At 64.1% G+C, this 13,566-nt stretch carries 12 protein-coding genes; 7 read left to right on the top strand and 5 right to left on the bottom strand.

Going from position 1 to position 13,566, the window contains the following annotated elements:
• Window positions 1-35: 35 nt before the first annotated feature.
• Genes rimO through ACP5MM_RS03260 form a run of 3 tightly spaced genes read right to left on the bottom strand, consistent with a single transcriptional unit; the run spans window position 36 to window position 2,509 of the window.
• Window positions 36-1,367 (bottom strand): 30S ribosomal protein S12 methylthiotransferase RimO, encoded by a 1,332-nt coding sequence (gene rimO / locus ACP5MM_RS03250; RefSeq protein WP_427932512.1) that lies wholly within the window; start codon window positions 1,365-1,367, stop codon window positions 36-38.
• A gap of 13 nt (window positions 1,368-1,380) precedes the next feature.
• Window positions 1,381-1,764, bottom strand: coding sequence for a NifU family protein (locus ACP5MM_RS03255; RefSeq protein ID WP_427932513.1), 384 nt, complete (start codon window positions 1,762-1,764; stop codon window positions 1,381-1,383).
• A gap of 4 nt (window positions 1,765-1,768) precedes the next feature.
• The gene (locus ACP5MM_RS03260; RefSeq protein WP_427932515.1) at window positions 1,769-2,509 is read right to left on the bottom strand and encodes a pteridine reductase; all 741 of its coding nucleotides are present in this window, start codon (window positions 2,507-2,509) and stop codon (window positions 1,769-1,771) included.
• A 9-nt stretch (window positions 2,510-2,518) separates the two neighbouring features.
• Between ACP5MM_RS03260 and ACP5MM_RS03265 the strand changes: the two genes are divergently transcribed.
• Window positions 2,519-3,682 (top strand): class I SAM-dependent methyltransferase, encoded by a 1,164-nt coding sequence (locus tag ACP5MM_RS03265; protein WP_427932517.1) that lies wholly within the window; start codon window positions 2,519-2,521, stop codon window positions 3,680-3,682.
• Window positions 3,640-3,999, top strand: a complete 360-nt coding sequence (locus ACP5MM_RS03270) for an ArsC family reductase (protein WP_427932518.1) — start codon at window positions 3,640-3,642, stop codon at window positions 3,997-3,999. Before ACP5MM_RS03265 ends, ACP5MM_RS03270 begins: the two co-directional genes overlap by 43 nt.
• A 238-nt stretch (window positions 4,000-4,237) precedes the next feature.
• Here ACP5MM_RS03270 and ACP5MM_RS03275 read toward each other — a convergent pair whose 3' ends face one another.
• The gene (locus tag ACP5MM_RS03275) at window positions 4,238-5,917 is read right to left on the bottom strand and encodes an ABC-F family ATPase (RefSeq protein ID WP_427934110.1); all 1,680 of its coding nucleotides are present in this window, start codon (window positions 5,915-5,917) and stop codon (window positions 4,238-4,240) included.
• A 91-nt stretch (window positions 5,918-6,008) separates the two neighbouring features.
• Here ACP5MM_RS03275 and ACP5MM_RS03280 point away from each other — a divergent pair, with 91 nt between their 5' ends.
• Window positions 6,009-6,554 (top strand): hypothetical protein, encoded by a 546-nt coding sequence (locus tag ACP5MM_RS03280; RefSeq protein WP_427931138.1) that lies wholly within the window; start codon window positions 6,009-6,011, stop codon window positions 6,552-6,554.
• On the opposite strand, the gene ACP5MM_RS03285 is transcribed toward ACP5MM_RS03280, so the two are convergent.
• Window positions 6,546-7,193: a M15 family metallopeptidase gene (locus tag ACP5MM_RS03285; protein ID WP_427931217.1), complete on the bottom strand. Its 648-nt coding sequence runs from the start codon at window positions 7,191-7,193 to the stop codon at window positions 6,546-6,548. The two genes, ACP5MM_RS03280 and ACP5MM_RS03285, sit on opposite strands and share 9 nt — an antisense overlap.
• 323 nt (window positions 7,194-7,516) lie before the next feature.
• Here ACP5MM_RS03285 and ACP5MM_RS03290 point away from each other — a divergent pair, with 323 nt between their 5' ends.
• Genes ACP5MM_RS03290 through ACP5MM_RS03305 form a run of 4 tightly spaced genes read left to right on the top strand, consistent with a single transcriptional unit; the run spans window position 7,517 to window position 13,564 of the window.
• On the top strand, window positions 7,517-8,083 hold the full coding sequence (locus ACP5MM_RS03290) for a mechanosensitive ion channel domain-containing protein (protein ID WP_427931140.1): 567 nt from the start codon (window positions 7,517-7,519) through the stop codon (window positions 8,081-8,083).
• Window positions 8,084-8,085: 2 nt separating this feature from the next.
• Complete coding sequence (locus ACP5MM_RS03295) at window positions 8,086-9,021, top strand: PfkB family carbohydrate kinase (RefSeq protein ID WP_427931142.1); 936 nt, start codon at window positions 8,086-8,088, stop codon at window positions 9,019-9,021.
• Window positions 9,018-11,153, top strand: a complete 2,136-nt coding sequence (locus tag ACP5MM_RS03300; RefSeq protein ID WP_427934111.1) for an HAD-IIB family hydrolase — start codon at window positions 9,018-9,020, stop codon at window positions 11,151-11,153. Before ACP5MM_RS03295 ends, ACP5MM_RS03300 begins: the two co-directional genes overlap by 4 nt.
• Window positions 11,154-11,155: 2 nt before the next feature.
• Window positions 11,156-13,564, top strand: a complete 2,409-nt coding sequence (locus ACP5MM_RS03305; RefSeq protein ID WP_427934112.1) for a sucrose synthase — start codon at window positions 11,156-11,158, stop codon at window positions 13,562-13,564.
• Window positions 13,565-13,566 lie beyond the last annotated feature (2 nt).

A 13,566-nucleotide genomic window follows, 5' to 3' on the forward strand; every position in this document is an offset into this window, starting at 1 on the left:
CCTGTTTCGGAAATGCCGCGCGGAGTGGGTGACGTTTATCCCGCCGCGACGCGCACGGCCCGCAGATCATGGACGTCGGCGCTGACGATCTCCACTTCGGCCCAGTCTCCGGCGCTCAGGCCATGGGCTTTGCCGACGCGGACCAAGCCGTCAATTTCCGGGGCGTCGAAGGCGCTGCGGGCGATGGCCCGGCTGCCATGCACTTCATCCACCAGAACCCGCAGGCGCTGCCCCACCCGGCCTTGCAGACGACGGGCGCTGATCACCTCCTGGGCCGCCATGAGGCGGGCGCGGCGCTCTTCCTTGACGGCTTCGGGTACGGCGCCGGGCAGGGCGTTGGCCGCCGCCCCCGCTACCGGGGAGTAGCTGAAGCAGCCCATGCGGTCAAGGTCGGCCGCCGCGACAAAATCCAGCAGCATCTCGAAGTCTGCCTCCGTTTCCCCGGGGAAACCGACGATGAAGGTGCTGCGAATGGCGAGTTCGGGCACCTCGCGCCGCCATTGCGCAATGCGCTCCAGGCTCTTTTCGGCGGCGGCGGGACGGCGCATGGCCTTGAGGATGGCGGGGCTGCCGTGTTGCAGGGGTACGTCAAGGTAAGGGAGGATCTTGCCCGCCGCCATGAGGGGCAAGAGTTCGTCGATGTGGGGATAGGGATAGACGTAATGCAGCCGCACCCAGACCCCCAGCTCCCCCAAAGCCGCGCACAGGGCGGTGATGCGGGTGGCCAGCGGCCGCCCGTTGTGGAAGGCGGTGCGATATTTGCGGTCCACGCCGTAGGCGCCGGTGTCCTGGGAGATGACCAGCAGCTCCTTGACGCCGCTCTGCACCAGGGCCTCGGCCTCGCGCAGGATGCTGTCGGGGTCGCGGCTGACCAGCTTGCCGCGCATGCCGGGGATGATGCAGAAGCTGCAGGACTGGTTGCAGCCTTCGGCGATCTTGAGGTAGGCGTAATGGCGGGGCGTGAGGCGGATGCCCTGGGGCGGGACGAGGTCCACGTAGGGGTCATGGGCGGGGGGGAGGGCGCGGTGAATGGCGGCCATGACGGCATCGCCCTGGTCGGGGCCGGTCACGGCCAGGACCTTGGGATGGGCTTTGCGGATGAAGTCACCGCCGTCCCGCGCGCCCAGGCAGCCCGTTACCACTACCCGGCCGTTTTCATCCAAGGCCTCGCCGATGGCCTCCAGGGACTCTTCCACCGCAGCGTCGATGAAGCCGCAGGTGTTTACCACCACCACATCGGCGGCCTGATAGTTCCCCACCACGACGTAGCCCTCGGCGCGCAGCCGGGTGAGGATGCGTTCGCTGTCCACCGTGGCCTTGGGGCAGCCGAGGCTGACGAAGCCGACCTTGGGCGGCTGGGCGCTCATGGGCAGGGCCGCATCAGAAGGTATTGCTCACGTGGACCACGCCGGGGACGGCACCGACGATGCGCTCCACCACCTGCTGCAGATCGAGCACGGCATTGGGGCAACCGGCGCAGGCGCCCTTCATGCGCACGCGCACATCGCGCTCGTGGATCTCCACCAGCTCGATATCGCCGCCGTCGCGGTTGAGAATGCGGCGCACGGCTTGCACCGCCTCCGCCACGGCGGCGGGTTCGGGCAGGGGATCGGCGGGGCCGTACTGGCGCTTGCGCCCGAGTTGACGTTCGGCCATGGCCTGGGCGTGGGCGATCTTGGCTGCGGCCAGGGGATCGACGGCCTCCAGTTCGTCCAGTTCTTCCTCGCTGTACAGACGGATGGGTTGTCTTGCGTTTTCGCTCATGGAGTCAATATACCATACGCCCGCCGTCCACCACGAGATTGTGGCCGGTGACGTAGGGGGCGTCGAAGAGGAGATAGGCGACGGCGCCAGCGATATCCTCGGGACTGCCCTCGCGCTTCAGGGCGGTGCGCTGGAGGATGCTCCGGCGATCGCCCTCGGCGGGCCGCTCGCTTTCGGCCCACAACGCTACTCCCGGCGAGACGGTATTGACGCGCACCTCCGGGCCCAGTTCCTTGGCCAGCGCACGGGTAAGGGCGATGAGGCCCGCCTTGCTGACGGAATAGGGCAGGTAGCCCGCCAGCGGCCGTTCGGCATAGATATCGCCCATATTGACGATGGCGCCCTGGCTGTGGCGCAGATGGGGGGCAGCCGCCCGGGCGAGAAAGAGTGGTGCGCGCAGGTTGACGGCCTGGATGCGCTCCCAGGCGGCAATGTCCAAATCATCCAGCGGCGTGGCCTGATAGAGGGAGGCGTTATTGACGAGGCCGTCCAGGCGGCCAAAATGGCCTACTGCTTCGTGAATCAGTCGGCTGGGCAGCTCGGGGTCCGCCAGGTCGCCCCCCAGCAGATGCACCCGGATGGAGTGGTCTCCCTGCAATTCGGTCGCGAGGGCTTCGGCCGCGGCGGCGGAATGCCTATAATGGAGCAGAAGATCGCAACCCGCCGCCGCCAAGCGGCGGGCGATGCAGGCACCCACCCGGCGGGCAGCGCCCGTGATGAGCACCACTTTTCCATTGGCTTTCAAGAGGCTTCCATGTCACCGGATCGTCCCGTTTTTGTAACCCATTCCGCCGGCGCACGCAAGGTGGCCCTAGCGCCGCCGGACCCGGATGCCTTGGCCGTCTCCCGGGAGCTGAGCGCAAGCATAGCCGCCGAGATCCAGGCCCAAGGCGGTGCCATTCCCTTTCGCCGTTACATGGAATTGGCCCTCTACGCCCCCGGTCTGGGCTACTATGTGGCCGGTCAGCAGCGCTTTGGGCCCGGCGGCGATTTCGTCACCGCCCCGGAGATGGGCGGACTGTTCGGCGCCACCCTGGCGCGGGCCGTGGCGCCCCTGCTGGGTCCCGACGGCGTGCTGGAGTTTGGCGCCGGCTCGGGGGCACTGGCCGCGCAGCTACTGGCCGCCCTGCCGCCCACGCCCTACACCATCCTGGAGGTCAGCCCGGATCTGGCGGAGCGCCAGCGCCAGCGGCTGGCGGGCCTGGGGGTGCGCTGGCCGAGCGCGTTGCCGGAGCATTGGTGTGGCGTGGTCCTGGCCAACGAAGTGCTGGACGCCATTCCGCCCCATCTTGTCGAGTTGGACGAGGCAGGCGTGCTCTGGGAGCTCGGTGTGGCCCTGGGTCCGGAGGGTTTTGTCTGGCGCCGTTTGCCCGCCGGCGATGCCCTGCGGGAACGTCTGGCGCCCTATCTGCCGCACTGGCCGCGCCCTTACCGCAGCGAGGTGAACCTCGCCGCCGAGGCCTGGCTGCGCGACGTGGCCGGGCGCCTGGAAAAGGGTGCCATCATCCTCATCGATTATGGCCACCGCGCCGCCGAGTATTATCTGCCCCAGCGCAGCATGGGCACCCTGCGCGCCTACTACCGCCAGCATTGGCTGGAAGACCCTTTTTATCTGCCCGGCCTGTGCGATCTTACGGCGCACCTGGACTTTGACGCCCTGCAAGGGGTGGGGGTGGCCGCGGGGCTCCAGGTGCACAGTTACGATCCGCTGGCCCGCTTCCTCATCGCCAACGGCCTGACCGAAGCCTTCGGCGCGGCCAGCGCCAATGCCGATCCGCTCACCCGGATGCAACTGGCCAACGAAGCCAAACGCCTCACCCTGCCCCAGGAAATGGGAGAAAGTTTCAAGGTCCTCATCCTCAGCAAGGAGTCCCCATGCAGATCACCGTCTACGGCATCAAAAACTGCGACACCATGAAAAAGGCCTTTGCCTGGCTGGACGAGCAGGGCTTGGCCTACCAATTTCACGACTATAAAAAGGCCGGCGTGCCCGCGGCGCTGGTGGCGCAATGGGCGGCGCACTGGGGTTGGGAGGCCCTGCTCAAGAAGACCGGCACCACCTGGCGCAAGATCCCCGAAACAGAGCGCCTGGATCTGGACGAAGCCCGTGCCTTGGCCCTCCTGAGCGCCTACCCCAGCCTGATCCGCCGGCCCATCGTCATGGCCGATCAGGAACCGGTCTTGCTGGGTTTTGATCCGGCTGTGTGGAGGCAGACATTATTGGCCAGCGCATAAACCTAGATTCGGCAGGTAGGGGGAGGTGTTTTTTGCTCCAGTGACCCTTGCCTGTTGTTCTACGGCTCATCCCGCTGGCAGGCGAAAACTCGCCTTGCGGGCTCAGACAGTTCGCCTGCCGGGCGCGGGCTTTCGCCAAGAACAACGACGGCGCGGACCGAAGTCGCGGCAAAACACCTCCCCCTACCTGCCGTGTTGGGATAAATATGGCGCCTAGTTCGCCACTGCAAAATCGGGCTCAGACCACGCCCTGGCTGCGCAGGTAATCCTCATAACTGCCCTTGAAATCGGTGAGGCCTTGGGGGGTGATTTCGAGGATGCGCGTGGCCAGGGAGGAGACGAATTCGCGGTCGTGGCTGACAAAGATCAGCGTCCCGTCGTATTTCTCCAGGGCCTGGTTGAGGGATTCGATGGACTCCATGTCGAGATGGTTGGTGGGCTCGTCCAGGATGAGGACATTGGGCTGCTGCAGCATGAGCTTGCCGAAGAGCATCCGCCCCTTTTCCCCGCCCGAGAGCACCTTCACCGGCTTTTTGATCTGATCCTGGGAAAAGAGGAGGCGGCCGAGGGTGCCGCGGATCGCCTGCTCGTCATCCTGCGGCTTGCGCCACTGGTTCATCCAGTCGAAGAGGGAGAGATCTTTGGCAAATTCGCTGGCGTAATCCTGGGCGAAATAGCCGATCTGGGCGTTGTCCGACCATTTGATTTCCCCCTCGTCGGGTTCCATCTCTCCCACCAGACAGCGCAGCAGCGTCGTCTTGCCGAGGCCGTTGGAACCGATGAGGGCGATATGCTCCCCCGCTTCCACATGCAAACGCAGCTTGCGAAACAGGGTGTTGCCGTCGAAGCCCTTGCTGATGCCCTTGATCTCCAGGGCATTGCGATAGAGTTTCTTGTCCTGGTTGAAGACCAGATAGGGATTCTGGCGGCTGGAGGGCTTGACGTCTTCGAGCTTGATCTTTTCCATCTGCCGGGCCCGGGAGGTGGCTTGTTTGGCCTTGGAGGCATTGGCGGAAAAACGGCTGACAAAGCTTTGCAGTTCGGCGATTTTTTCCTTTTTCTTGCTGTTGTCGGCCAGGAGCTGGTCGCGCACCAGGGTGGAAGCCGTCATGTACTCGTCATAGTTGCCGGGGTAGATGCGCAGTTCGCCATAGTCCAGGTCGGCCATGTGGGTGCAGACGCTGTTGAGGAAATGGCGGTCATGGGAAATGATGATGACCGTGCTGTTGAGGCCGTTGATGAGGTCTTCCAGCCAGCGGATGGTGTTGATGTCGAGGTTGTTGGTGGGCTCGTCGAGGAGCAGGATCTCGGGGTCGGCAAAGAGCGCCTGGGCCAGCAATACCCGCAGTTTCCAGCCAGGGGCCACGGCCGCCATGAGACCGTTGTGCTGTTCCATGGGAATGCCCACGCCGATCAGCAGTTCCCCGGCCCGGGACTCGGCGGTATAGCCGTCCAGTTCGGCGAATTCCACTTCCAGGTCGGCCACCTGCATGCCTTCGGCCGCGCTCATCTCGGGCAGGGCATAGAGGCGTTCCCGCTCCTGTTTCACGCGCCACAGCTCGGCATGGCCCATGATGACGGTATCCAGCACCGTGCATTGCTCAAAGGCGAACTGGTCCTGGCGCAACTTGCCCAGGCGTTCGCCGGCACTGAGGCTCACGGTGCCGGAGCTGGGTTCCAGATCGCCGCCGAGGATCTTCATCAGCGTCGTCTTGCCGCTGCCGTTGGCCCCGATGAGTCCGTAGCGGTTGCCGTCGCCGAACTTGACGGAGATGTTTTCAAAGAGGGGCTTGGCCCCGAACTGCATGGTGATGTTCGCTGTGCTGAGCAAGGTCTGGTTCCGAAAGGTGAGTGAGAAAAAACCACGTGGATCTGCGGGCGGCTCGCAACGGGGGGCGGGGGTCGTCCGCTGCTCCATGGATGCAAGGTTTCCGCTATATTACCATAAAATCACGGGATGTTTGGATTGCTCCAGTCTCCCATGCCGTTTCAGCCCGCAAAGGAAATCCATGCGTTACCGCAAGTCCGCCGCGCTTTTCGCCATCCTGCTCCCCGCTCTTCTCCTCTCCGGCTGTGCCACTACGGCGCAGATCAGCCCGCCCACAGCCATGACAGCGACGCAGGCCTCGCGGACCGCCACCCTGGCCCTGCGCGCGGCCCGGGAGGCCCGGCAGAAGGAAGCCGCGATCCGGGCGCAAAAGGCCCAGGCGGCGCAAGCGTTCTGCAGCCGCTGGCAGCGGGGCCTGCGCCTGGCCAGGCGCAACCTGATGGGCTGTGCGCAGATGCCGGCGAGGGAGCAGCCCTTCTGCTGGGATGCGGTGTCCCAGTGGAGCGCGGACGAAGGGACGGCCTTTACCCGGCTGTCCGTTGTGCTGAGCAACACCCCTTTCTACGCCGCCAGCCGGCAGGCGGCGACATTTTTTTCTCTCTCCCAATCCTGGATCAGCGCCTGCCGGAAAGATCACGAATCCTGCGCCGCTGCGCCTCAGGTTACCAGGATGCAATCCCTCAAGGCGCAGGTGAACGCCCGTTGCCAGACCCTGCCCTTACGCTGACGGCGCCGGTTCCGCTCCCAGGGGAAAATCGAAATAACGCTCCGGGTAGGGCTCATTGCGCAGGGTGAAGTGCCACCACTCCAGCGGGCTTTGCCCAAAGCCCTGGGCGCGCATGAGTTGCTGCAGCAGGAGGCGGTTGGCCCTTTCCTGGAGGCCGATGGCGACGGCATGGGGCCAGGATGCGGGGCCAAAGAAGTCGAACTCCGTCCCCATGGGGAGGGTGTCTCCCGCCGCACTCCGCGCGCAGAGGGTGAGATCCACCGTGCTGCCCCGGCTATGGCTGGAACGCGCCGCCAGATAGCCGGCGGCAAAGAGTTCGGCCTTGGCCAGGCTGGGATGAAAGCGTTGGCGAAGCCGCGCATCCTCCACCCCATCCCCGGCCCAGCACAGGAAATGCCGCACCGCCCGCGCCGGGCGATAGGCATCCAGGATCAGCAGGGAGAGATCCATGGCCAGCAAGGCCTCCTGCACCGGAAGCAGGGCCCGGGCCGCCGCCTCGCTGAGCCAGGGCCGGGGGTCTGTATAACCAGCCACCGGAGCGCCGGTAAAATTATTCGGCCCGGCATAGCGCAGGTCGCAATGCAGCTCCGGGATGACTCGTAGCAGATCCACAAAATCCGGCGGGCGCTTTTCATTCATTTCAGGCAATACCATATCCTCCAACCGGTGTTTCAACAATGCCAAGCTGGCCGCTATCCTGGCAGCCCATACCATGGGATCGATACGCTGTTCGCTGTCCAGCGCGGCCACAAAGGGAGTTATTGCCAGTGGCCCATCCTATGCCGAAGCCTACCGCCATGGCATTGATGTGGCGATGAATATTTTCCATTCGCCAGGGCGGGAAAGGCGCCGGTTTCTACCCATGCCGCGACTGGACAAATAATTAAAATTTAATATATGGTTAAAAGAGATGCCCGGAATCGGGTTATCTCTTTTCATTATATCACGAAAGGAAGCAACTGATGGAACTCGTGCGACACCTGATCAGTGATCCGGACTGGTGGTTGAAAAGGCTGCTTGCCAGCATCTTGCTGATCCTGGGATATTGGCTCATTAACCGTGTCCTGGGCAATGCCATCACCAGTCTCAATGGCCTGCTCAAAAAACACCGGCCCATATCCAGATCCATATCCAGCAGCTATGCGGCCATCTTCCGACGGGTAATGCGTTGGGCCCTTGGACTGTTGCTGCTGGTGCTCATTCTGCGGGTCTGGGGCGCCGATGTGTCGGTGGTCTGGACGACCTTTGTGGGCATGCTGGCCGTCATCGGCGTGGGCCTTCTGGCCACGTGGACCATGGCGAGCAATGTCACTGCGCGCTTTTTCATCTGGTTCTGGCAACCCGTGCGCCTGGGCCAGCGCATCGAGATCTTTCCGGAAAATCTCTGCGGCCGGGTGACGGAAGAAAACCTCATGTTTACCGAATTGCGCCAGGATGACGGGCATGTCATCGTCATTCCCAACAATCTGCTTTTCCAGCGCGTCATCCGTCGCGCTCCGGAGAATGGTCCGGGGGACAAAAAGGAATGACCATGGCAGGGCAGATGGCGCGCCCGCCGAGCATGGCCGAGCGTGCGCGCCGGGAAGGACTCGTTTTTGGGGAATGTCTCTTTGACCATTTTCCCGATGGCGATCGGGTGGGCGGTGCTCCCCTCAATGTGGCCCGTCACCTCTGGGCACTGGGGCAGCAGCCGTTGCTGGTGAGCCGCGTCGGGCAGGATGCCCGGGGCGCGCGTATCCGTGCCCTTCTGGGCGCTTGGGGAATGGATGGGCGCGGCCTCCAGGAAGACCCCCAACGCCCTACGGGCAGGGTCGAGGTGGCGCCCGATGCCGTTCCGGGTCACCAATTCCGCATCCTTCCTCGGCAGGCCTACGACCGGATTGCCTGGCCCGCCGGATTGCCCCCCGCGGCGCCGATCGCTTTCCTCTATCACGGCACCCTGGCCCTGCGGGAGCCGGGTTCGCGGAGCACCTGGGAGCGCTTGGCGGGGCTGAGTGATTGGCGTTTTGTGGACCTCAACCTGCGGGCGCCCTGGTGGACGGCCGATTTGCTGGCGGCCGTGCTCCCCGGGACTCGGGTGCTCAAACTGAACGCGGACGAACTGGATATCCTGGATGAAGTTTTTTCCCTGCATGGGGAAGGGAGGCAAGGTCGGGTGGCCGACCTGGCGCAACGCTTTGCCATCGGGGAGGTGCTCCTCACCAGGGGCGCGGCGGGCGCGGCTGCCTGGGAGGCGGGCCGCTGGCAGGAATGCCCGGCCCCGGTGGTGCAGGTCGAGGATACCGTCGGCGCCGGTGACGCCTTTGCGGCGGTGTGGATGGCGGGCATCCTGCGCGGCTGGTCGCTGGATCTGCGCCTCGCCCGCGCCCAGGCGCTGGCCGCGGCCATCTGCGCCATACGCGGGGCGCTGCCCGGCGACCCCGCATTTTATTCCCCCTTCCTCCGCGCCTGGGGGCTGCAACCATGACGGACCATGATGGGCTTTACATCCTGATGCTGAGTCTCCATGGGCGGATTCGCGGCGAGCCGGAACTGGGGGTCGATGCGGATACCGGCGGGCAGGTGGGCTATGTGCTGGACCTGATCAAGGCGCTGGACAGCGATCCTGCGGTAGCGCAAGTGGACCTGCTCACGCGGCGCATCATGGATTCGCATGTGGACGCCGCCTACGGGCAAGAAGAAGAACTTTTGGGGAAGAAGAGCCGCATCGTGCGTCTCCCCTTCGGCCCGCGGCGCTACCTGCGCAAGGAGCTTCTCTGGACCCACCTGGACTGCCTGGTGGACCGCTGCCTGCAGTTCATCCGCGCCCAGGGTCGCATCCCCGACCTCATCCACAGCCATTACGCCGATGCGGGTTACGTCGGCGTGCGCCTGGCCAGACTGCTGGGGGTGCCGCTGGTGCATACGGGCCACTCCCTGGGGCGCAGCAAGCGCGCACGTCTCCTGGCGGCGGGCCACAAGGAAACGACCATTGATCGCGAATTCCATTTTCCGCAACGGATCGCCGCCGAAGAGGAAGTCCTCAGCGAGGCGGCCCTGGTCATTGCCAGCACGCAGCAGGAAGTGGAGGAGCAATATGGCCGCTATGCGGGACATCAGCGTGTCCCCTATGCGGTGATCCCGCCCGGGGTGCACCTGTCCCGTTTTGCCCCCGGCAGGCGGCGGGGCGCAACGGCCTTGCTGGCGAGCTTGCGCCGTTTTTTGCATGATCCCCTGCGTCCGCCCATTCTCGCCATCGCCCGGCCCGATGAAAAAAAGAATTTCGGCCGCCTGCTCCAGGCCTATGGCGAGTCGCCTGCACTGCAGGCCAGGGCCAATCTCATCCTCATCATGGGCCAGCGCGAAGATCTCAAGGCCCTGGACCATCATGCGCGGCAGGTGATCGAGGGCGTTCTGCAGGATATCGACCGCTACGATCTCTATGGCAAGGTGGCCATTCCCAAGCACCATGAGGCGGAGGAGATTCCCGAATATTATCGTTTCGCGGCCATCCACAAGGGGGTCTTCATCAATCCCGCCCTCACCGAGCCCTTCGGCCTGACGCTGCTGGAGGCCGCGGCATCGGGATTGCCGGTGGTGGCCACGGCCAATGGCGGTCCCCAGGAGATCCTGCGCCATTGCCACAACGGCCTGTTGGTGGACCCCCTGGACATCGAGGCCATGGGCAACGCCTTGCATCATGTCCTGGAAGATGGCGCGGCCTGGCGGCGCTGGGCGCGGAACGGTTTGAACGGTGTGCGCCGGGTCTACAATTGGGAGGCTCATGCCGGTCGTTACCTTATGGAGTTGAAAAAACTCCTGCGCCGCCAGCGCAAATCACAGCGGCGCCAACGCGTGGCCCTGCATGAAACCCACAATATCCTGCCCCTGGCGCGGCAGGTGATCATGACCGACATCGACAATACCCTGGTGGGAGATGCGGCCGGAACCAGGGCGCTGCTGGCCTGGCTGGATGCCCACCCGCAAGTGGCCTTTGGCGTCGCCACGGGACGTAATCTCAAGCAAACCCTGAGCATCCTGAAGGAGCATGAGATCCCGCGCCCCGACATCCTGATCACGGACGTGGGGACCAGGATCGTCTATGGCGCCAAGCTGCGCGATGACCTGGGCTGGGCGGGGCACCTGCGCCACCGCTGGTGGCGCGACGGCGTGCTGGAGGCCCTGCGGGACTGCCCGGGTTTGCGCCTGCAGGAGGCATTTACCCAGAGCGAGTTCAAGGTGAGCTATTTTACCGATCCGCGGCGCCCGCCCGCGCCGGCGGACCTGCGCCGCCGCCTGCGCGGGAACCATATCGCGGCCAATCTGGTCTTCTCTCATGGGCGCTTCCTCGACGTGCTCCCGGCGCGGGCCTCCAAGGGCCACGCCATTCGCTTCCTCGCCTTCCGCTGGGGCCTGCCCCTGGGGGCGTTCCTGGCGGCCGGGGATTCGGGCAATGACATCGAGATGCTGGGCGGTGAAATGCTGGGCGTGGTGGTGGGCAACCATAGCACCGAACTGGCCCAGCTCAAGGGCAGTCATCATGTCTATTTCGCCCAAGGGGATTACGCCTTCGGGATTCTGGAAGGCATCGAACACTACGGCTTCGCCAAGGAGAAATAGCCATGATCGACCGCCTGCGCGCCTTCCTTGCGGCCCATCGCCAACAGGCCTATGCGCTGCTCCGCCCCTTGGCGGATCTGGGCCGTCCCTTTCTTCTGCATACGGATCTGGAGAAAAGCCTGGAGGAATATTGCGCGCGGGAAGACTGCAGCGCCATCGCCGAACTGGAGACCATCAAGGCCTTTTTTGCCAGCACCCAGGAAGCGATAGTGACGCCCACCTGGATTTGTTTCGCCCTGCGCCTGGCCCCGGGACGCTGGGAATATCTGCGCATCCACCAGGAACAATTGGGTCTGGAAGCCCTGGAGGTCGACGAGTTTTTACGCTTGAAGGAACTGCAGATCCTGCCGCGGCAGCAAGGGCCGGTATTGACCGTGGATTTTGCCCCCTTTCGCCGGAATCGCTTGCGCCTGCGCAATGAGGAAAGCATCGGTCACGGTCTGGTCTATATGAACCGCCAGTTGGGGGGCCAGCTTTTCGCCGACATCGAAAGCGGCCGCAAACGCATTCTCGATTTTTTGACCCTGCACAAGCTGAACGGCCAGCCGCTCATGACCTTTGATCAGACGCCGGGTTTCGAGGACTTGCGGGAGGCCGTCCAGTTCCTGCGCCGCCTGCCCAAAGCCCTGCCCTGGGCGGACTTCGCGGCGGAGATGGCCCGGCGCGGCTTTGCCCCCGGTTGGGGAAATACCGCCGAGCGTACGGCCGAGACCATGCGCATGCTGATGGAGCTGCTGGATGCCCCGTCCGCCCAAAACCTGGAGACCTTCATGGATCGCATCCCCATGATCTCCCAGGTGCTGATCCTCTCCATCCACGGCTGGTTTGCCCAGGACCAGGTGCTGGGCCGCCCGGATACGGGGGGGCAGGTGGTCTACATCCTGGATCAGGCGCGCGCCCTGGAGCGGGAGATGCGGCAACGCTTCATCGCCCAGGGCGTGGATATCGAGCCGCGCATCCTCATCGCCACCCGCCTCATCCCCGCAGCCGACGGCACCACCTGCAACGAGCGCCTGGAATCCGTCAACGGCAGCGAGAATGTGCAGATCCTGCGCGTCCCCTTCCGCGAGGAAAATGGCGAGATCGTCCCTCAGTGGATCTCCCGCTTCGCCGTCTGGCCTTACCTGGAACGCTATGCGGAGGATCTGGAGCGCGAAAGTCTGGCGGAGTTTGGCCGCCGACCTGATTTGCTGATTGGCAACTATTCCGATGGCAATCTGGTCGCCAGCCTGCTCAGCAACCGCCTCGGCGTCACCCAGTGCAACATCGCCCATGCCCTGGAGAAAAGCAAATATCTCTTTGCCGATCTCTATTGGCAAGATCATGAGGAAACCCATCACTTCGCCTGTCAGTTTACGGCGGACCTCATCAGCATGAACGCCGCCGACATCGTGGTCACCAGCACCTATCAGGAAATCGCCGGCACCGATGACGAAATCGGCCAATACGAGAGCCATCAGGATTATACGCTGCCCCGCCTCTACCGGGTGGTCAACGGCATCGATGTCTATGATGCCAAGTTCAACATCGTCTCCCCCGGCGCCGATGCCCACTATTATTTCCCTTATGACGCGGAGGCAAAACGCCTGCGTTTTCTCTCTGCGGAGATTGACGAACTCCTTTTTGGCCAAAGTCCGGGGGAGGACCGGCGCGGCGTTCTGAGGGAGCCCCACAAGCCCATTTTGTTCAGCATGGCCCGCCTCGACCACATCAAGAACCTCACCGGTCTGGCCGAACTCTTTGGCGCCTCGCCACGCCTGCGGCAACTGGCCAATCTGGTCATCATCGGTGGCCATGTCCAGGCCGGACGCTCCAGCGACCGCGAAGAGCAGGAGGAGATCCGGCGCATGCATGCCATCATGGATCAATACCACCTGGATGGGGAAATGCGCTGGCTGGGGACGCTTCTCGACAAGAATGTCGCCGGTGAACTCTACCGCTGCGTGGCCGATCATCGCGGTGTCTTTGTGCAGCCCGCCCTCTTCGAGGCCTTCGGCCTGACGGTCATCGAGGCCATGAGTTCCGGTTTGCCCGTTTTCGCCACCCGCTTTGGCGGGCCCTTGGAAATCATCGAGGATGGCGTTTCCGGATTCCACATCGACCCTACCGATCATCAGGGCAGCGCCGAGCGGATCATCGCTTTCCTGGAAGCGGCGCAAACGCAGCCCGAAACCTGGGAAGCCATCTCCCGCGGCGGCATCGCCCGTGTTGCGGCCCGCTATACTTGGCAAAGCTATGCCGAACGCCTCATGACGCTGGCGCGCATCTACGGTTTCTGGCGCTATGCCCAGGGCATGGACCGGGCGCCCATGCGCCGCTATCTGGAGATGTTTTACCACCTGCAGTGGCGCCCTTTGGCGGCGGCGATTGCCAGCGGATCTCCAGCGGCTACGGCGGACGAGGAGGAATGAAC

It is taken from the genome of Acidithiobacillus sp. (genome assembly GCF_049965315.1).
Lineage (GTDB): Bacteria > Pseudomonadota > Gammaproteobacteria > Acidithiobacillales > Acidithiobacillaceae > Acidithiobacillus_B.